The sequence below is a fragment of the Limnohabitans sp. B9-3 genome (genome assembly GCF_002778325.1).
Lineage (GTDB): Bacteria > Pseudomonadota > Gammaproteobacteria > Burkholderiales > Burkholderiaceae_C > Limnohabitans > Limnohabitans kasalickyi.
The window spans coordinates 144,950-165,872 of record NZ_NESI01000007.1 but is presented as its reverse complement, the minus strand read 5'-3'; the positions used below and the strand labels follow the sequence as shown (position 1 = coordinate 165,872).

Genomic DNA, 20,923 nt, shown 5'->3' with positions numbered 1-20,923 from the left:
AGAACTCCTTAGCGCTGCGCGGCTGCCGTTTTCACGTCGATGCCTCGCGACAACTTGTCAATCATTTCTTGTTTGGGGCCGATGGCCACGCATTGGCCAGCTTCGATCACACCGATCAAGTCGGCCCACTCCAACAGCTGTGGACGGTGGGTGGACATCAGCAAGGTGCGGCCCTTCAGCCACGCACCCAGCACAGCGATGACGTGGGCTTCGGTGTTTTGGTCCATATTTGCCGTTGGCTCGTCCATGAACACCAGCTGCGGATCGCGCAGCATCATGCGGGCGATGGACAACAACTGACGTTGACCGCCTGACAAACCGCCACCAGCTTCGGTGATGGGCATGTCCAATCCGCGGGGGTGAGAGGCCACCAAGTCGTACATATTCAAAGACTTCAAGACCTCAATGATCTTGGCATCGCTGATCCAAGCCTCCGACAACACCATGTTTTCACGCAAGGTGCCCATGAACAGTTGTGGATCTTGGCCCACGTAGCCCATGCAGCTGCGCACTTCGGCAGGCTCGATCTGTTGCATCTCCACGCCGTCCAAACGCACACTGCCAGCGAGTGGTGTGTACAAACCCGCCATCAAGCGCAGCAAGGTGCTCTTGCCGCTGCCCACGCGCCCCAAGAGCGCCAAGCGCTGACCTGGCGCCACCTTGAGCGACAAGCGCTTGATGACCGGAATGTTGTGCTCACCGGGGTAACCAAACTCCAAGGCTTGCGCTTCCAAGCCGCCGGCAATGTGCTCGGGCGTGACATAGGTGCGCTTGATGTCACGGTCGCGGGGACGCTTCATCAAACCATCCAAAGTTTCCAATGACGACACGGCTTGTTGGTAGCGCGCGGCCAGCGACATCACGCTGCTCAGCGGCGAAATGGCGCGACCGGCCAAGATGACGCAAGCGATCAAGCCGCCCAGCGTCAGCATGTTGGCGTGAATCATGTACACACCCACCACCACCATCGCCACCGTCACGAGCTGTGACACAGCGGTGGTGAAGCCCATGATCCAGTTGGTCAAGGAGCGAATTTCTTTGTACGAATCTGAGCCCGCTTTGTTGGAGTCTTCCCAACGGCGTTGCAAATAGCTCTCGGCGTTGTGGGCCTTGAGCAGCTCCAAATTCAGCACCGACTCGACCAACACGCTTTGCTTGTCGCCCGACTCTTTCATGTTGGCGCGCATAGCTTTCATGAGTGGCCTTTGTGCCCACAAACCTTGTGCGATCAACACGGGCATGGACAGCGCAGGAATCCACACCAAATGCCCACCCACCATGGCGATCATGCCCAAGAACAAGAGCACAAATGGCATATCGGCCAACACGACCAAGGAGGCCGACGAGAAGAAGTCGCGCAGCGATTCAAAGTCGCGCATGGAGCTGGCAAAAATACCCACCGACTGCGGGCGGTTCTCAAGGCGAATGCCCATCACCTCGCGCAACAGCGTGGCGTTGATGGCCAAGTCGGCCTTCTTGCCGCCCAAGTCCACCAATCGCGCTTTGAGCCAACGCATGATGAACTCCAGCACGATGGCAATGGCCGTTCCAATGGCCAGCGTCCACAGCGAGGCGTAGGCCTGTGTAGGCACCACGCGGTCGTACACGTTCATCGTGAAAAACACACTGGCCAAGGTCAGCACGTTGGCCACCACCGTGGCCACCATCGACTCCACATAGAAATGTCGGAAGCGCCACAGCGTGCCCCAGAACCAGTTGAAGGCGGCGCCTTGCATGGGTGCCAAGGTTTGGTCGCTGCGCTTGGGCTGCAGCTTGACCACCAACACCTCGTCACGGGCCAAGCCTTGCAACTGTTGCAAATTGACTTGCTCGTCTTGCATGCCGCCCTCGGCCCACCACACCGTGGCCATCTTGCCGTCGTGTGAGCGCAGCACGCACGAACGACCGTCCACCAACGACACCACCACGGGCAACACATAGCTCGGAATGTCCGCCAAGGGCTTGCGGCTCCAACCGGCGATCAAACCGTGCTGGTGCGCCAAGTCGGGGTAGGCCTCAAGGGGAATGCGACCTTGGTCGTCCAAGGCAAAGCCTTGGCGCATGGCAGGCACATGCACGGAGTGGCCCAAATGCTTGGCCACCATGGCCAAACACACCAACAAGGTGTCGGATGAGCCGTCAGATTTTTCTGGAGTACGCATAACTGTCTAACTAGAAATTAAGGGGCGAAGCGTCGGGCCAAGTCACCCATAGACGCCAACAAACGGGTGCGTGCGATCTGCTCGTCGTAATAGGCCGAGGTGGCGGCGCTTTGGTAGCCAAAGGCTTCGGCTTGAATGTTCAACAAGTCCAGCAACTGACGACGCGCCAAACGGAACTGCTGGCGGTAACCATCGACCACCTTGTCGCCTACGCGGGCTTGTTCGGCGCCTTGCGTGGCGCGGTCGCGGGCAGAGGCCCACTCGTGCCAAGCCAAGCTGGCTTTTTCACGGGCCAGCAAACGGGCTTCTTCTAAAGCGAACTGCGCCGCTTGCAACTGACTCACCGAGGTTTGGATTTGGGCCGACGTGGAGCCACCGTTGTACAGCGGCATGTTCAGCTGTATTTGGGTGAAGGTGTCCATTTGTGGCTCTGCCCTGGCGTTCACGTTGAAAGGGTTGGGTTGGCGTGTCACGCTCAAGTCCACCGTCGGCCAATACAAGCCCTTGGCCATGTCGACCGCAGCTTGTGCGGCTTGCACCTGAGCGCGTTGCTGGGCAATGGCCGGCAAGTCTTCTAAGCCTCCGTTTTGCAATTCGTCAATGCTTCTGGGCACTTGGTACAAACGCCCACCGTTGCGCAGCGACTCGGTCAAACCCGAAGGGGTGGTGGGCAATCGTTCGGTCCAAAACCGGCTCAAACGCTGGCGGGCTTGGGCTAAATCGGTATCGCGCTGCAGCTTGATGAGCTTGGCGTTGTCTAGGCGCACCTGCGCTTGCTCTAGGTCGATACGACGACCCGCGTCGACATCCACAATTTTGCGAATGTCGCTGAGCGTGACTTGGTGCGACTCCAAGTTTCTCTTGGCCAAATCGGCCATCTCTAACGTGCGCGCCCAGTTGATGTAAGCCTCTGCGGCCAACTGTGCCACGTCATCGCGCGTGACCGCCTCTTGAAACTCGCTGCCCTCGGTCAATGCCTCCGAGCGACGGGCATCGGCCTCAATACGGCCACCCGACCAGAGGTTCAAACGCGCAGACGGCGTGGCGGCGTTGCTCTTCACGCTGCTGGTTTCAGGCAACTTGCCTGAGCCATAACTGTTGCGTGCCAAGCCCATGCTGAGCTGCGGGAAATGGGCGGCGCGTGCGCGCTCAATGTCTGAGCGCGCCGCATCGGTCTTGGCCTTGGCAGAGATCAAACTGGGGTAGATGGTGAGCGCGTTTTGCACCACGTCAGTGAACGACTGCGCTTGGGCGCTTGCGCCCCAAACACACAGCGCCATGGTCACAGCCGCTTGTGTCAGTAAGTTACGTTTGGTGTTCATAGTTTGGTTGAAAGAGTTGTTTTTGTTACTTATTCATTAAAAATTGTAACCTAAAAAAGCAAAATGCCTTTTCTGTGAACAGAAAAGGCATTTTTAGTGATTTTGTTGATTTTGAGTGGGTTTGGCACTCAGCAGGTGAAAAGCTGTGAACTACGCAACCAAAAGATCAGTTTCTAGATACAGCTTGTAAGCAGCATTGCCGACGTTGGAATAAGACTTGTAGCCAGCAGGTCCGGTACTGTCGAGGGACCAACCCGTTCCCACCAACTGGACCTTATCTCCAGTGTCACCAATGATGAAGAGGGCCTGTTGATTACCGCCCATGCTTGTCAATGAAGCCAAGTCGATCTTGATGGTGTTAAAGAGTGGATTTGTCCCACTAGTTACTGAACCGGTAATGTCAATACGGTCCATCCCTTTGATCTGATTAGCGGTTAAATCCAATACCAAACTGTCACTCTTCAAAAATAATGTATCAATGACAACGTTATCGTGTCCTGACACTTTTAAACCAGTTGCCGTTGCAGAGTAATAGTCATGCTGACTTGCACTTGTAGGCCCAATAACAGTATGAAGTGTTTGGCTGGTTGTTCCATCGACTGAAGTTAAAGTCAATAAGTCATGAATGATGCTTCCTGAACCGACAACTGATTTGCTATATGCGTAACCCCAAGAGTAGTTGTGTGAGTAATTGTTGCCTGTCGCGTCCAATGTGACTTGAAACGTACCACCATATCCACCAAAGAACTTTTGACCCCCAACGTCCGTGCTAGTTATCAATGTGTTTGTTGAAAGATTTTTAAAAAAACTTTCATCTGTATCAGGGTCTGAGATATTTAACTTTGAACCGGCTATTTGTGGCACGGTTGTCACAGCTGCCCCCAATAGATTCATAAAAATGTTGATATTAGCGCCGTTGCTGTCTGTAGCCCCTGAAGTTGCTGCATCGTTGACGCCGTTGACGGTTATTGTGAGGGTCGTTGACTTCACTGTACCTTCAACACCTTTGACCGTGTAAGTAAACACGTCATCGACCGCTTGCGTTTGGTTTGCTGCATCGGCTTGATATTCATACGCCCCTGAACTAAAAATCTTCAACTCACCATATTTACCTTGCAACAATACAAAACCTCCGCTTGCTATAGTTTTGGAGAGGTTGCTGCTATTTTGTACAGAAACCACAGTAAGCAAGCCATCAGAAGATTCATTTACTAGTTTCTTGTATGTGTCCGAATCGTTAGAAAGTACGGACAAGCCCGCTGCGGTAGGCCCTTTTTCAGATACTGTATTCTGTTCGGGGACCAATTCAATATCAGTCACAATAAATGATGTGCCGTTTATAATAGAAGTATTTTTCGCTGCGTCTATGATAGTAGTTTCAGGCGTATATTTACCAACAGCTAAGTTCGCTGTATCCCATTTGCCATTCGATTTCAAAACATTGGTATAGCTATTAGTAGTCTCGTTTTTTAATCTAATAGACTCAATATAAGAACCAGCTTCAGTTGGTTCAGTCACCTTTAAAAGTTGAACCCCCACAACGCCTTGGTTATTAACTAGACCACCATCACTGGCTGGATCTAAAGCAGCACTGACGCCCGTTATCAAAGGAGATGTGGCGTCCAATGTTGCAAAGTCAGACAGAACAGTTGAGGCAGCTTGGGAATTGCCAGCAGCATTCTCAAGTGTGGCCGTTACGGTGAATTTTGCGCCTTCTGCCGATTTACTAAATTTTTCCGCGTTTGTTGTTACGTATCCGTTATTGATATCGGTCGCTGTCAAAACTACCACGATGGGGGTTTTTGTAGAACTATTGCTCCCCAATGTTTCGACCGCATTAAAAACCACTTTATCACCAGCCGCAAGATTGCCTTTGGTAAACGTAGCCTTCACATCAAAAGTTGTGGCTGAGCCAATTTCATTCTTATTAACGTAAGTATCGTTGTTAGTATCTGTGGTTATTTCAACCCCAGTGATTAAGCCAGTAGGGGCTGAAGTCGTGTCAAGTTTGGCACTGTCTGACGCACTTGCAGAATTAGTGGCATCTCGTTGAATAAGTGCACTTACCGTTAATGTTGCACCTTCAACAGGCTTATCAAACTGCACCGTCACAGCGCTTGCATCAATCATCGCTTGTGTTAGCACCACTGTTTTCACAACTGCTGGTGAACTTCCATCCGTGAAAACAACTTTATCTCCCACAGCAACTTTGGTTTTATCAAACCCTGCTGTGACAGTAAATGTGGACGCATTGTCTAATTCTGCTTTGCTAACTACACCGTCGTTGTTTTTATCCGTTGCGATGGTGATCGTTGGCGCAACACCACCGTTAGGTGCCACAGCCGTACCACCACCGCCTGAACCAGCGCCGCTGCTACCGCCACCGCCTCCCCCACCTCCCAAAGCCGCCGCCCCCAACCCAGCGGCCGCCAAGCCTAGTCCTCCCAAACCGCCACCGGCCACAGCCGCTGCTGCCAAAGGCAAACCAGCCAATTCAAACGCGCCGCCGGCAATAGGGCCGCCACCCAACGACAGCATGGCGGGCGTGGTGCCGTCTTTGAGCGTGGTGCTCATGCTGCTCAGCTCGGGGTCGTGCGGGATGTATTCGTAGATCGAACCGTTTTCGGCTTTGCCCACGATGGTGGGTACTTGCTGCAAGTTAACGGGGTCGTAGTAGCCCTCGATGATGATGTCGGGTTTGCCGTTGTCCTCAAACATGAGGTACAGGTTTTTACCCACGCGTTTGCCGCGCACTTGGTCGGGGCCCAGGCCTTTGCCTTTGAGCTCGTCTTGCAGTTCGTAGCGGGTGTCTGGCTTGGCGGTGATACGTGTGGGGTTGCCACGGGCGCCTGCTCCTGCGGGCACGGTGATGAGCGCGTTGTCCGAGCCCTTGCCTTCATTGACCAAAATTTTGTACTGTTTGAGCATGGTGTTCTTTCAATCAGTTGAGGGGGACTGTTGTTTTGCTGGCTTTCGCGGGACGGACGACGCGAAGGGGTTTGCCGGGCTTGCCACGTTGGGGCATTTTTTGAGCGTCGTTGGCCTCACCATCACGCACCTTGGTTTGGGGCTTGGGCTCCAGCTTGGCTTCGGGTTTGGGCTCAGGCTTGACTTCTTGCACTTCGGCTTTGTGCTCGGTCATCTCGTCGAGCTTTTGCTCCACTTTCACGGTGATGACCACGCGACGGTTGGGTTTGTTGCAATCGATGCTGGCTGCGTTTTGAACCTGTGAACAAGTCACGATGGGTTCTGCCGAGCCTTTGCCGTCGGTGGTGATGCGGTCTGCACGCAAGCTGCCGCGCACAAAGTACTCTTTGATGGTGGCGGAGCGGGCTTTGGACAGTACCAAGTTGCTTTCGGGGTTGCCAAAAGGATCAGCATGGCCCACGACGTGCATGTGCACGCGGTCAGCGTTGCCAAACTCGGTCTTGATGCGGTCAATCAAGTGATCCAAGGTGCGGCGGCCTTGGTCGGAAATGTCGTTGATACCCGATTTGCCAAAGGCAAACAAAGCGTCAGCACCCAAGGTGATGTTTTGTGTGTAGAACACGGGCTCTTGCGGCTGTGGCTTGACCACAGGCGCGGCGTCTTCAAGGCAGGGCACGGCTTCGGCCACACGCGAGATGGTGTGTTGTTGCTCGCGGGTTTTGACCAGCTCGGGCAGGGCCATGTCTGCTTTGACAGCTTCCATGACAGCGCGGCCGTTGCTTTGTTCGGAAATGCGTACAAACACGTCTTGGCTGCCTTGCAGCACGAGCACGTTGACGATGTCGTAGTCGTCACTCACGTCAAGGCCGTTTTGTTGCATGCGAGCGGCTACGTCTAATTTAACGGGGGGCAAACAAATGGTGCTGTAACCACCGCGCTGCAACGAGGCGTGGTAAGTGCCGTTTATGTACACGCTGGCCACCTTTTTGGTGCTGACATTGGCGTTGCGGTAAAACACCACGCGCCCCTGCTGGGGCACAACCAGGCGGGGCACTTTGAAAGTCCCACCCAGTGGGTTGGTCACCCCAGGCGTGGTGTTGTCCGCGTAGCTTTGCTGATACGCCTGAACGGGTTGGACGTTTTGCGCGCTTGCGCTGACTGCCCACACCAAACATGCGAGACCCAAGATTTTTTTCATGTTCATTTCACCCAGTTTTCGACCCGCAGGCCCGGATACATTGCGAAATCCGCATCGTGGTTGGTGACCAACGTCACATCCAGCGACAGCGCGTGGGCAGCCACACGTTGATCGACTGGGTCTAACTTGCTGTCAACGGCCAGGCACTTCACCTCGCCATACGTTCGGGCGGCCTCGCCACCAAAGGGCGCTACCCACACGTCTTCTAAGAAGCCGTCGAGTGCCAAGCGGTTTTGCGCACACTCTCGGCCCGAGCTCGCCACACCGAGCTCTAGCTCAGCCAAAGTGAGTGCTGAGATCACCACATCGCCCACGTAGCAAGGCGCCAAACGCTCCACCACGGCGATGGGCTGTTCTTTCATCAGGTAGACACACATGTGCGTGTCGAGCATGTATTTGGGTTTCATACGTTCGACATGAAGTTGGGAGAGAACTTGTTGAGTTTTTCGAGCACGTTGCCCATGCGGCGTTGGGCAGGTTTGATGTGCAGCTCGTCACCGTGGCGCTCGATGACCAAATCGATGTCCCATGCGCTGTAGCCCAGCTCCGCAGGGATGCGAACGGCCTGGGAATTGCCGTTCTTGAAAATCTTGGTGAAAGCCCGGGTGGCGCCCTTGAGCGTGGCTCTTGTGCGTGCCAAGCCTGACCAATAGCCTTGTGAATACAACGAGTTGTTGGATTTCTCTTCTTTCATGGCGTGCCTCCAGTTTGTGTATCAACACGTACTGAAACGAATTGATTTTTGACACATTTCATGCTTTTACGAGTTATGTCTTATTCAGACAGCTTTGATAATTAATTACTTCTTCTTATCGCTCGCTACTTTAACCGCTCACAGCCAAATAGTGTTTACTTTATGACTCTTGTTAACGAGTTTTAACAAAATTAGTAACAGGAAAAAAGGTATTTTTTAACTGGCAAATACAAAAATAAATCGGCCCAAAACGTAAAAGGTGCTTTTGGTGATTTTTTTGTAACACTGGCTTCACTGATGCGCGCGATTCAGTGACAGCCCTATGGATGCGTACATCCAAGTGGGCTTGGCATTGCACCAAGCCCACGGACCTCAATTACAGATTTTTGAGATACATCTGTTCATCCACAAACAGCGTGGCCGCGCCGTTGGTGTACTGCGTGTACTGGTGACCCGCAGTGAACGTGAAGTCATTGCCATACGTGCTGGTCAAACTTGCCGCCGTCAGAAGGGTGGCCGCCGTGGTCCAGCTTGCGCCGTCCACCAGTTGCAACACATCTGACGCACCCTGCGCACCGGTGCCGTCGCCATTGATCACCATGGTGTGGCTTTCGTTGACGGTGGTGGTCGCTGCGTTGTCCAGCGCCGAGGGCATTTGCATGACCGCGTGCAAGTCAAGCTTGATGATGTTGATGCCGCCGCCCGTCATGTCCACCGTGTTGGTGCCTTGAAGGGTTTCAAACGTGGCCACTTGGGTCGTGTCCACCTCCACACCCGAGGCCGTGGCCGACAGGGTGAGGCTGTTCACGGCCAAGTCTGTCGCACCTGCGGTGCCGTAGGTTTGCGCCACCGTGGCACCCAGGCCGCTTGTGCCGGTTGCGCTGATGTAGCTGCCATCCTGCAAGCTGACCAAAGTGGTGCCGCTGCCCGTGGCTGGTGCATCGACAGTGAAGGTCCAGTTTTGCGCCCCTGCGTTGTACACAAAGTTGCTAACCGCACCGCCCGACATCGCACCTGTGCTGGACATGTGCGTGACGTCAATGTCTGCCATCGTGACGGTCGCTGGATCTACCGCGCCACTGAAGGTCAACGTGTAAGTCACCGCGCCCCCGTTGGCAGCCACTGAAGCCGCGTTGTCGGTGATGCGGGCCACCACATGGTCCGTCAAGGTGATGGCTTGACCGCTGAATGCCGAGGTACCACCGTTCACGCTGGCATCGGTGAATGCGCCATTGGCTGGCACCGCCACCGAACTGTCAACCAAACGCACCTGCATATCTGGCTTGACCATGGCTGAGTTGCCGGTGGCTGCCAAGAAACGGATTTGTGTGGCGCGGTCCAAGTAAATCGCATTGGCATCCGTCAAACCGGCTGCCACGTCCGTCCACACGTTGCTGGCGTTGAGGTATTGGTACTTGCCCAAAGTCGTCACTTCGTCCGCGCTGCCTGCGAACGTCACCGCCACACCTTTGAAGGTTTGGGGCGTCGCCAAGGCGGTTTCTACGTCGGTGAAGCTGGTGCCGAACAAGCTGTCGATGGTGGCGGCTTTGGTCACGCCACCGGCGTAAGGGGTGGTGGTGGAAGTCGGTGCGTCGGCCAGAGTAATTTCTGCATTGATATACAAAGTCACGCCATTTTTCTTTAACTCAAGATATCCACTGTAGGGGTCAAAACCGTAGTTTTGGCCATAAGTGTTTGCCAATTCCTCTCCTGAAATGGGCAAACTACCAGCTACAGCGCCTTCCCAGCTAAGGAGATTGACTAAGCGAACGCCGCTACTGGCAGCAATAGTGGAGTCTTGGTTGATAACCATAATTTTCGAGTCGCTCAGCGCCAGCACATTGTCAACGCTTAGCGTCAAGACGTTATCGCCATAACCCGTGATGTCAATCGAGCTGATGTGAGCCAGTTTCGCAGCAACCGTGGCATCGGTCAGGTCAAGAGAACCGCTTGTCACGTCGTACACCAAGGTGTTGATGCCCTGGCCACCATCAATTTTCATGCCGTTGCCAACAACCGCTAGGGCTGAGAAGCTGCCGTCGTTGATCGTGATCACGTCATCGCCTGCGCCGGCAAACACTTTGTCTGCACCGCCGTTGAGGGTAATGGTGTCGTCAGCATCGCTACCCAACAAAATGTCCGCACCGGCGGTGCCGACAATGATGGTGTCTGGGCTTCCCACACCATAGGCTTGTGTACTTGCACCACCCAAACCGTCGACACAGTTGAGGCTCTGATAAACGCCATCGGCCACGCTGACCGCCATGACGCCAAACCCAGCCGTGGGGGCTTTGGCCACCACGGTCCACTTGTTGGGGAAGGCAGGGTCTTGCGTCAACGACACGAAGGTGCCGTTGGTCACGGTGATGTCGGCCGCTGTGAGGGTAGCCGCATCAATCGCTTCGCTGAAAGTCAAGGTAAAGGTGGTGTTGGCGTTGTTCAAGGTCGCCGTGGCACTGCTGTCGGTGATGGCCAAGGTGGGCACCGTGTTGGTAGTCAGCACATGGCTGTCCACATTCGAGAACACGGGCACGGGTGCATCGTTGACAGGGATCACGTTGACGGTTGACGTCAGCGCAGACGAGTCCAACGCGCCGTCGTTGATGACGTAGCTGATGGTGCGCGCTGCAGCCGTCGGAATGTCCGACGTGTTGCTGTAAGTCACCGCACGCAAAGCCGCTTGCCATTGCGCTTGCGTGGCGGTGCCGCCTGCGGAGGTCAGCGTCATCACACCACCCACTTGGGTGGCTGCAATGTTGCCCATGGTGCTGCCGTCATTGGTGAAGCTCAACACGTCTTCGCTGGCCACGTAACCACCGGTGATCGACACCTTGGCGCTGGTCAGCGTCGTGTTGTCTTGGTCTGCCACGGTGATGCCGAAGTTGATGGCGGCGGGTTTAGCGTTTTCGAAATAGTTGACGTTCGAGCCGAAGCTCAACACAGGCTTGTCGTTCACGTTGGTCACGGTCACGGCCACCGCTTTGTCGGTGAACGCACCGGCCGTGTTCGTGGCACGCACCGTGATGTCGTACACGTTGTTAGCCCCTGCATCCGTCGGCGCTTCAAAGTCAGGCGAAGTCACAAAGGTCACCACGCCGGTGCTGGCGTTGATGGCGAACTTGCTGGCGTCTGCGCCGGTCAAGGTGTAGGTGATGCCTGTGTCTGCATCGGCTTGCGCGTCGTACACCGTGGCCGTGGTGGCGAGGTTTTCAACAGCGCTGGCCGTCGCGCCGCTGGTAAACACGGGGTTGCCGACGATGGTCACGTTCAACGCTGGGCTAGGCAAACTTTCCATACCTGCTGTATCGGTCAAGGTGTAGGTCAAAGCATGCGGGGCCACGCTCAATGGCGTGGTGGGTGTCAATGAGCCTGCAACAGGGTCGTAGACCGCTGCCACCGCCACGCCATCCACATACAACTTGGGCGTTGTGCCAGCTGGCACGGTGCCGATGTTCAAACCGGGCGTGGTGTCGTCGGTCGTTGCCGCCGTGCTGGTGGGGGTTTGAATAGTGCCCACGTTGTCGGCGTAGCTGCTGGGCGCGGTCGCTGGCGTTGTCGGGGCCTGGTTGTCGATGGTCAAAGCTTGCGTGTCGCCCGCCTTGATCAAGTTACCTGCCGCCGAGACGATAGACGTCTTGATGGTGTAGTCGCCATCCAACAAGCTGTTGCTGCGGTTGTCCAGCGTGTAGTTGCCGCTGGCATCGGGTGCCACGTATTGCTCCGCGACCACCACGTTCGTGCTGTTCACAATTTGCACCAACACCTTGTCACCCGCCGCCACATGCGCGGCGTTGAAGTTCGACACATTGCCTTCGATCATCAACGTTCTGTCGCTGGTGATGAAGTCGGTGCTGCTGGAGCCTGTGTCGGTTGAGCCGTTAGGCACGTCGTGAATGGTCAAACCAGAGAAGGTCAAATTCACATCTGGCGTGGCCGCGGTTTCAATCACCAAAGCCTGGTTTTTCACCACCCCCAACGACACATGGGTGGCACTGACCAACTCGGCACGCAAGGTGTAGTTGCCAGCGGGCAAGGTGTTGGCGCTGTTGTTAAACGTCCAAACACCCAAGGCGTTCGGCGTGACAAATTGGTCCACGATCACCGTGGTGCCGTTGGCGGCCAACACCGTCACATGCACTTGGTTGTTCGAGGCGGGTACATAGCCTGTCACGTTACCGGTGACCACCAAGGTTGGGTCGTTGGTGATGAAGTCGGTGCCGCTCGCGCCACTGTCGGTGGTGATGCCGGTGATGTTCACCGTGTTGCCCGCGCTGGCACTGATCACCAAAGGCTGGCTGTCGCCCACTTTGACGGTGTTACCTGCGGCATCCACGATAGACGTTTTGATGGTGTAGTTGCCATCAGCCAAGGTGTTGGTCTTGTTGTCAAACGCGTAGTTACCGTTGGCATCTGGCGCCACAAACTGCTGCGCCACCGCCACGTTACTGCTGTTCACAATTTGCACCAACACTTTGTCGCCGGCTGTGGCACCTGTGGCAGTGAAGCCGGTGACTTTGCCTGCAAAGATCAAGGTCGCGTCTGTCGTGATGAAGTCGCTTGTGCTGGTGCCATCGTCGTTCGAACCGTTGGCAGTGTCGTTGATGCTCAGGCCGCTGAACGTGGCGGAGGTGTTGGTGTCCACACCGTTCGCATTGCCAGGGTTGATGGTGGCGCTGGTGTCGATGACCAAAGGCTGCGTGGTGCCCGCTTTGACCACGTTTCCAGCCGCATCGACCACGGCCACTTTGACGTTGTAATTGCCATCGCCAATGATGCTGCCCGTGTTGTCAAACATGAAGTTGCCACTGCCATCTGGCGTCACATACTTCTCGGCCACCACGGTCACACCGTCAGCCGCCAACACTTGCACAAGCACGCGGTCACCTGCTGCGCCACCTGCGGTGGTGAAGCCTGCAGCCGTGCCTTTGAACACCAAGGTGGCGTCGCCGGTGATGAAGTCGGTGCTGCTCGAACCGGTGTCTGCCGATTGCTTGGTCGCGTCGATGATGGAGAACGCCGAGAACGTCACGCCCGTGTTGCTGTCCACGGACGAGTTCGGCTGGCCATTCTCGTTACCGGGGTTGCTGCCTGGGGTGGTGCCGCCGTTGTTGGTGTCAATCACCAAAGGCTGGCTGTCGCCAGGTTTGACGGTGTTGCCCGCTGCATCGACGATGGAGGTTTTGATGGTGTATTTGCCATCGGCCAACGCGTTGCCCTTGTTGTCAAAGGTGTATTGGCCAGTGAATACATCGGGTGTCACAAAGCCTTGTGCCACCACGGTCACGCCATCGGCCGCCATGATTTGCACCAACACTTTGTCGCCAATGCCGCCACCTGCTGCGCTGTAACCCGTCACTGTGCCGGTGATCAGCAGCGTCTTGTCGCTGGTGATGAAGTCGGTGCTGCTGGCGCCCGTGTCAACGCTGTCGAGACCGTTGATGGTCAAGCCAGAGAACGTCACTGTTCCGCCCGCGTTCGGGTCCACAGGGTTGGGGTTGCCGGGGTTGCTGCCCGGGTTAGTGCCGTTGTCGTTGGTGTCAATCACCAACGCTTGCGTGTTGCCCGCCTTCACCAAGTTGCCTGCGGCATCGACGATGGCGGTTTTGAGGGTGTATTTGCCATCGGCCAAAGACATGGCCTTGTTGTCAACCGCAAAGTGGTTGTTGCTGTCTGGGGTGACAAACTTTTCCGCCACGAGGGTTGTGCCATCGGCTGCAAAAATTTGCACGCGCACTTGGTCGCCTGCGGTGCCACCGGTATTGGTGAAGCCCGCCACGTTGCCTTCGATCACCAAGGTGTTGTCGCTGGTGATGAAGTCGGTCGTGCTGCTGCCTGAGTCGATCGAGCCGAGGGCCGTGTCGTGGATCGACAAGCCGCTGAAGGTCACAGCCGTGTTGCCGTCGACCGTGCTTGGTGCGTTGCCAGGGTTGCTGTTGCCGCTGCCATCAATCACCAAAGATTGGATGTCGCCGGCTTTGACGAGGTTACCCAAACCATCCACCACCGAGGTCTTGATGGTGTACTTGCCGTCGGGCAAGCTGATGCCTTGGTTGCTGAATGTGAACACGCCTGAACCGTCGGGCACCACGCCACCTTCGGCCACCACCGTCACGCCGTCGGGTGCCAAGATTTGCACCCACACTTTGTCGTTGGCCGCTGCACCAAAGTTACTGAAACCAGACGCCGTGCCTTGAATAGTCAAGGTGCGGTCGTTGGTGATGAAGTCGGTCGTGCTGCTGCCCGTGTCTTTGGAGTCACCCACGGTCAAAGTTGGCACGTCGATGCTCAAGCCTGTGAAAGTCACGCTGGCGTTAGCGCCGCCACCTTGGGTGTCGATGTTGATCGTCGCCGCTGGGCTGGGTCCGCTGGTATTACCAGCGATGTCGGTGATCGTGGCTGTCACGCTAGCAGCGCCTTGACCTGCAGCCGTCAGCACCGCTTCGGGCACCGTCACCATGGCTTTGCCAGCGGTGATGTCGGCAGGCAACAAGGTGTAAGGCGTGCTCACGCCATCGATGATGACGTTCACCACGTCGCCAGCAACGGCGCCTGTGCCAGCCAAGCTGACTTCAACCACTGTGCCGTCTGCAGCTTCTGCGGCGTTGATGCCACCGTTCGCGTTTTCTGCCACCAGTGGGGCGGCAGGGGCTGTTGGCGGCAAGGTGTCGATATTGATCGTCGTTGCTGGGCTCGGATCGCTGGTGTTGCCTGCGCTATCGGTGATGGTCGCTGTTACAGCAGCTGGGCCTTGGCCTGCTGCCGTCAACACACCAGCGGGCACCGTCACCGTGGCTTTGCCAGCGGTGATGTCGGCAGGCAACAAGGTGTAAGGCGTGCTAACGCCATCGACGATGACGTTCACCACGTCACCAGCCAAGGCGCCTGTGCCAGCCAAGCTGACTTCAACAGGCGTGCCATGCAAAGCTTCTGCGGCGTTGATGCCACCGTTCGCGTTTTCTGCCACCAGTGGGGCGGCAGGGGCTGTCGGGGGCAAGGTGTCGATGTTGAGCGTTGTGATCGGGCTCGATGGGCTGGTGTTGCCTGCCGCATCGGTGATGGTCGCCGTCACAGCAGCTGGGCCTTGGCCTGCGGCCGTCAGCACACCTGCGGGAACCGTCACTGTGGCTTTGCCAGCCGTGATGTCGGCGGGCAGCAAGGTGTAAGGCGTGCTCACGCCGTCGACGATGACGTTCACCACGTCGCCAGCCACGGCACCTGTGCCAGCCAAGCTGACTTCGACGGGCGTGCCATCCGAAGCTTCCGCCGCGTTAATGCCACCGTTCGCGTTTTCTGCCACCACAGGCGCAGCCGCTGCTGTCGGTGCCTCGGTGTCAATCGTGATCGTGGTTGCTGGGCTGGCTGTGCCTGTTGCGCCTGCGCCATCGGTGATGGTCGCGGTCACGCTGGCTGGGCCTTGACCTGCGCTGTCAAGCACAGACTTAGGCACCGTCACCATGGCTTTACCGCCTGTGATGTCGGCAGCCAACAAGGTGTAAGTGGTTGCCACGCCATCGATGATGACGTTCACTTTGTCGCCAGCAATAGCACCTGTGCCAGCCAAGCTCACTTCCACCACCGTGCCATCGGCAGCTTCAACGATGTTGATGCCACCGTTCGTGTTTTCTGCCACCACAGGGGCAGCCGGTGCGTTGGGCGCCACGGTGTCGATGTTGATCGTGGTCGCGGGGCTCGATGGGCTGGTGTTGCCCGCCACATCTGTGATGGTGGCGGTCACGCTGGCAGCGCCTTGACCTGCAGCGGTCAGCACAGCAGCAGGCACAGTCACTATGGCTTTGCCAGCCAAGATGTCTGCGGCCAACAAGGTGTAAGGCGTGCTCACGCCATCGACGATGACGTTCACCACGTCGCCCGCCAAGGCGCCTGTGCCTGTCAAGCTCACTTCCACCACGGTGCCGTCTGCGGCTTCTACGCCGTTGATTCCGCCACCTGCAGCTTCAGCCACCAGAGGGGCAGCGGGTGCTGTAGGCGCTGAGGTGTCGATCGTGATCGACGTGGCAACGCTTGGCGGACTGGTGTTGCCTGCAGCGTCCGTGATGGTCGCCGTCACGCTGGCGGCGCCCTCACCTGCAGCGGTCAACACAGCTGCAGGCACCGTCACCATGGCTTTGCCAGCCAAGATGTCGGCAGCCAACAAGGTGTAGGGCGTGCTCACGCCATCGATGATGACGTTCACTTTGTCGCCGGCCACGGCGTTGGTGCCGTTCAAGCTCACTTCCACCACCGTACCGTCAGCGGCTTCAACGAAGTTGATGCCACCATTCGCGTTTTCTGCCACCAAGGGCGCAGCAGGTGCGTTGGGTGCTGTGGTGTCAATGTTGATGGCCGTTGCTGGGCTCGGTGCGCTGGTGTTGCCAGCGATGTCGGTGATGGTGGCTGTCACGCTGGCAGCACCTTCACCGGCGCTGTCCAACACAGACTTAGGCACAGTCACCAAAGCTTTGCCTGCCGTGATGTCAGCGGGCAACAAGGTGTAGGTCGTGGGTGTGCCGTCAATCGTGACGGTCACTTTGTCGCCAGCCACCGCATTGGTGCCCGTCAAGTTCACTTCCACCACGGTGCCATTTGCGGCTTCGACCGCGTTGATGCCGCCGTTGGTGTCCTCCAACACCACGGGGGCAGCAGGTGCATTGGGTGCAACGGTGTCAATTTGGATCGTCGTTGCTGGGCTGGGCGAGCTGGTGTTGCCTGCCATGTCGGTGATGGTGACTGTCACAGCAGCAGGGCCTTGGCCTGCTGCGTCGATCACGGTCTTAGGCACAGTCACCGTGGCTTTGCCAGCGGTAATGTCTGCGGGCAGCAAGGTATAGGGCGTGCTCACGCCATCGACGATCACATTCACCACATCGCCAGCTAACGCGTTCGTGCCAGTCAAGCTGACTTCAATCGGCGTGCCATCCGAAGCCTCTGCTGTGTTGATGCCGCCGTCAGCGTTTTCTGCCACCACGGGTGCAGCAGGTGCGGTAGGTGCCAAGGTGTCGATGTTGATCGTGGTTGCGGGGCTAGCCACACTGGTGCTGCCTGCGCTGCTGGTGATGGTGGCCGTGACGCTGGCTGAACCTTCGCCTGCCGCATCCAAAACGGCCTTGGGTACAGAGACCATGGCTTTGCCAGCGGTGATGTCGGCTGCCAACAAGGTGTACGAGGTGCTCACACCATCGATGATGACGTTCACTTTGTCGCCGGCCACCGCATTGGTGCCGGTCAAGCTCACTTCCACCACGGTGCCATCTGCAGCTTCAGCCGCATTGATGCCGCCGTTCGCATTCTCTGCAACGATGGGCGCGGTTGGCGGTGCGTTCGGCGCAACGGTGTCGATCGTGATGTTCGTCGCTGGGCTGGGTGGGCTGGTGTTGCCAGCTGCGTCGGTGATGGTCGCTGTCACGCTGGCTGGGCCTTGGCCAGCGGTGGTCAACACCGCAGCAGGCACAGGCACCATGGCTTTGCCGGCCGTGATGTCAGCGGTCAACAAGGTGTAGGGTGTACTCACGCCGTCGACGATGACGTTCACCACATCACCCGCCAAGGCGTTGGTGCCGGTCAAGCTCACTTCCACCACGGTGCCGTCTACGGCTTCAGTGGCACTGATGCCACCGCCTGCGTTTTCAGCAACGGTCGGTGCAGCTGGGGCAACGGGCGGTGTTGTGTCGATGGTGATCGTGGTCGCTGGGCTTGGCGCACTGGTATTGCCTGCGCCATCCGTGATCGTCGTCGTAATTGCCGCTGGGCCTTGGCCCACGGCAGGGTTGTCAAGCACAGTTTTTGGCGCGGTAACCATGGCTTTGCCGGCATCCACATCTGCTTGCAGCAAGGTGTAAGGCGTTGGAACGCCGTCAACCATCACTTTGACGATGTCACCGGCCACAGCACCTGTGCCGGCCAAGCTCACTTCGACAACGATGCCGTCAGCAGCTTCTGTCGCGTTCACACCACCGTTGGCGTTTTCTGCAACGGTGGGTGCAGCAGGAGCAACGGGTGGTGTTGTGTCAATGGTGATCGTGGTCACTGGGCTAGGCAAGCTGGTGTTGCCGGCTATATCCGTGATGGTGGCTTTGACGTCCGCTGGGCCTTGGCCCACGGCGGGGTTGTCAAGCACAGACTTTGGCACGGTGACCATGGCTTTGCCGGCATCCACATCTGCCTGCAGCAAGGTGTAAGGCGTCGGAACACCATCAACCATCACTTTGACGATGTCGCCCGCCACAGCGCCTGTACCGGCCAAGCTCACTTCAACAACGATGCCATCTGCAGCTTCTGTCGCGTTCACACCACCGTTGGCGTTTTCTGCAACGAGCGGTGCCGCTGGGGCAACAGGTGGTGTTGTGTCGATGTTGATGACCGTTGGCGTGCTGGGTGCGCTGGTATTACCAGCCACCGTGACCGTCGCGGTCACGCTGGCTGGGCCTTGGCCCGCGCCTGCGATCACGGCGGCTGAAATTGGCACGATGGCTTTGCCAGCGTCGATTTCAGCTTGGGTCAAGGTGTGCGGCGTGCTCACGCCATCGATGATGACGTTGACGCTATCGCCAGCGTTCGCGCCTGTGCCAGCCAAGCCGACTTCGACGGTCGTGCCGTCAACGGCTTCTGAGGTGTTGATGCCACCGCCAGCGGCCTCGGGCAAGACGGGCGCAACCGGTGCGCTGGGCAAGCCTGATTGAATGGTGATCTGGGTGGGGTCGCTGGGCAAGCTGGTGTTGCCTGCCGCGTCTGTGAGGGTCGCGGTCACTGTGGCTGCACCTTGACCTGCCGTGTCCAATACCGACTTGGGCACGTTGACCGTGGCTTTGCCAGCCGTGATATCGGCGGCCAACAAGGTGTAAGTCGTTGCCGTGCCGTCGATGATGACGTTCAGCTTGTCACCGGCCACCGCGTTGGTGCCAGTCAGGCTCACGTCAACGGTGGTGCCGTCGGCAGCTTCGGCAATGTTGATGCCGCCGCCCGCGTTTTCAGTCACTACGGGTGCGCCGGGCTTATTGGGCGCGATGGTGTCGATTTTGATGAGGGCGAGCGGGCTGTTTGGGCTGACGTTCTGCGAAGCATCGGTCAGGGTCGAGTAGATCGTGGCAGAGCCTTGGCCTGCAGCATCAACGACAGATTTAGGCACTTGTACTTTGACCGCGCCTGCTGTCACGTCAGCGGCCAACAAGGTGTAGGTTGTGGGCAAGCCATCGATATAGACCGTCAACACATCACCCACAACTGCATCAGTGACCTTGATGTTCACCAACACCTCAATACCGTCTGCTGCTTCTGCAATGTTCACGCTACCGTCATTTTTAAATTCGTTGACGATGGCAGCACCAGGCGCCGTAGGCGCTTTGGTATCAATGTTCAAAGCCAAAGGCGCACTGAGCGGGCTCTTGTTGCCCGCCACATCCGTCACAAAACTGGTGACGGTGGCAGCGCCTTGACCAGCGGCATCGAGCACGGTTTTTGGCACGGTGACTGAGGCTTTGTTGGCCGTCACGTCTGCAGCCGTCAGCACGTATTTGGTGTCCACACCGTCCACGGTGACTGTCACTGTGTCGCCTGCGACTGAACTTGTGCCGGTCAGAGGCACCACGATGACTGTGCCGTCTGCTGCGTCAGCCGTGTTGAGCACACCATCGGCCATTTCAGCTGCGGTGGCCACTGCGGGCGCTGTGGGTGGCAGGGAATCGATGGTCACCTCCAGCGCTGGGCTGTTGTTGCTCACCACGTTTTGTGCGTCTTTATAGTTGAACGCCAAGGTGTGCTTGCCTTCGCCCAAAGCGGCCACAGGTGTCAAGATGGTGTTGCCATCGGCATCCGATGTTGCTTGGCTGGCCACCACCACGCCGTCCACCACCAGCTGAGGGGTCACGCCCGCAGGCACAACACCGACGTTAAACCCAGGCTTTGTGTTGCCGGTGATGTTGTCGGTTTTGCTCACCCCTGTGTCGGCGGTGTCCAACAAATCAGGGGCGGCCCCCAAGCCCGCCGTGCGTGCGCCAGTCTTGCTAGCACTACCGGCCAAGGCAGCCGCGCCCAACACGCCAGCCGCAGCCAACAAGCCACCGCCGCCCAAGGCAGCACCGCCACCCACGGCTAACAAGGGCAAGGCCGCCAATTGGAACGTCGACGCCACGGCACCACCGCCCAGCACCTGACTCACGGGCAAGCCGCCATCAGCGAGTGCCACAGGCAAGTTGGCGACGACCGGGTCTTCTGGGATGTATTCGTACAAATTGCCGTCTTCGGCGCGGCCATACAAGCCCCCCGTTTCATCGACCATCACGGCCTCGTCGTAGTAGTTTTCGACGATCAAATCGGGCTCGGTGCTGCCCTCCAGCATGACATGCAGGTTCTTGGCCGAGCGCTTGGTGCGCACGCTGTCGGGGCCTGTGTTGGCAGCGGCTGGGTCTTCCAGCTGGTAACGGGCGCCACGCACGGCTTTTAAGCGTGCAGGATTGCCTTTGTCGCCGGCGCCTTGCACCACGTTGAGGGTTTCAGTGACTTCGCCTGCATTGTTTTGTACAAGCGCTTTGATAGTTTTGCTCATGATAGGACCAAACCTTTGATAGATGGGGGTTGAACGTCTTTGGGAACTGGCTTGTATTCTTATGAAATGACTACCTAAGAG

At 57.3% G+C, this 20,923-nt stretch carries 7 protein-coding genes; all 7 read right to left on the bottom strand.

Annotation, left to right across the window (positions count from 1 at the left end; all coding sequences use genetic code 11):
- Positions 1–8: 8 nt before the first annotated feature.
- The 7 genes from B9Z42_RS11940 to B9Z42_RS11900 all read right to left on the bottom strand — a co-directional run bounded on the left by B9Z42_RS11940 (position 9) and on the right by B9Z42_RS11900 (position 20,842).
- Positions 9–2,162 (bottom strand): type I secretion system permease/ATPase, encoded by a 2,154-nt coding sequence (locus B9Z42_RS11940; protein ID WP_100133618.1) that lies wholly within the window; start codon positions 2,160–2,162, stop codon positions 9–11.
- Positions 2,163–2,179: 17 nt separating this feature from the next.
- The gene (locus tag B9Z42_RS11935) at positions 2,180–3,484 is read right to left on the bottom strand and encodes a TolC family protein (protein WP_100133617.1); all 1,305 of its coding nucleotides are present in this window, start codon (positions 3,482–3,484) and stop codon (positions 2,180–2,182) included.
- A 150-nt stretch (positions 3,485–3,634) separates the two neighbouring features.
- Positions 3,635–6,412, bottom strand: coding sequence for a VCBS domain-containing protein (locus B9Z42_RS11930; protein ID WP_158235953.1), 2,778 nt, complete (start codon positions 6,410–6,412; stop codon positions 3,635–3,637).
- A 13-nt stretch (positions 6,413–6,425) separates the two neighbouring features.
- Positions 6,426–7,610 carry an OmpA family protein gene (locus tag B9Z42_RS11915; protein ID WP_233203631.1) on the bottom strand — a complete coding sequence of 395 codons (1,185 nt, stop codon included), beginning with the start codon at positions 7,608–7,610 and terminating at the stop codon, positions 6,426–6,428.
- A 2-nt stretch (positions 7,611–7,612) separates the two neighbouring features.
- Entirely contained in the window at positions 7,613–8,017 is a 405-nt protein-coding gene (locus B9Z42_RS11910; RefSeq protein WP_100133613.1) for a type II toxin-antitoxin system VapC family toxin, read from the bottom strand.
- Positions 8,014–8,250, bottom strand: coding sequence for an antitoxin (locus B9Z42_RS11905; RefSeq protein WP_100133688.1), 237 nt, complete (start codon positions 8,248–8,250; stop codon positions 8,014–8,016). The genes B9Z42_RS11910 and B9Z42_RS11905 overlap by 4 nt, the downstream gene beginning before the upstream one ends.
- A gap of 430 nt (positions 8,251–8,680) precedes the next feature.
- Positions 8,681–20,842, bottom strand: coding sequence for an S-layer family protein (locus B9Z42_RS11900; RefSeq protein WP_100133612.1), 12,162 nt, complete (start codon positions 20,840–20,842; stop codon positions 8,681–8,683).
- Positions 20,843–20,923 lie beyond the last annotated feature (81 nt).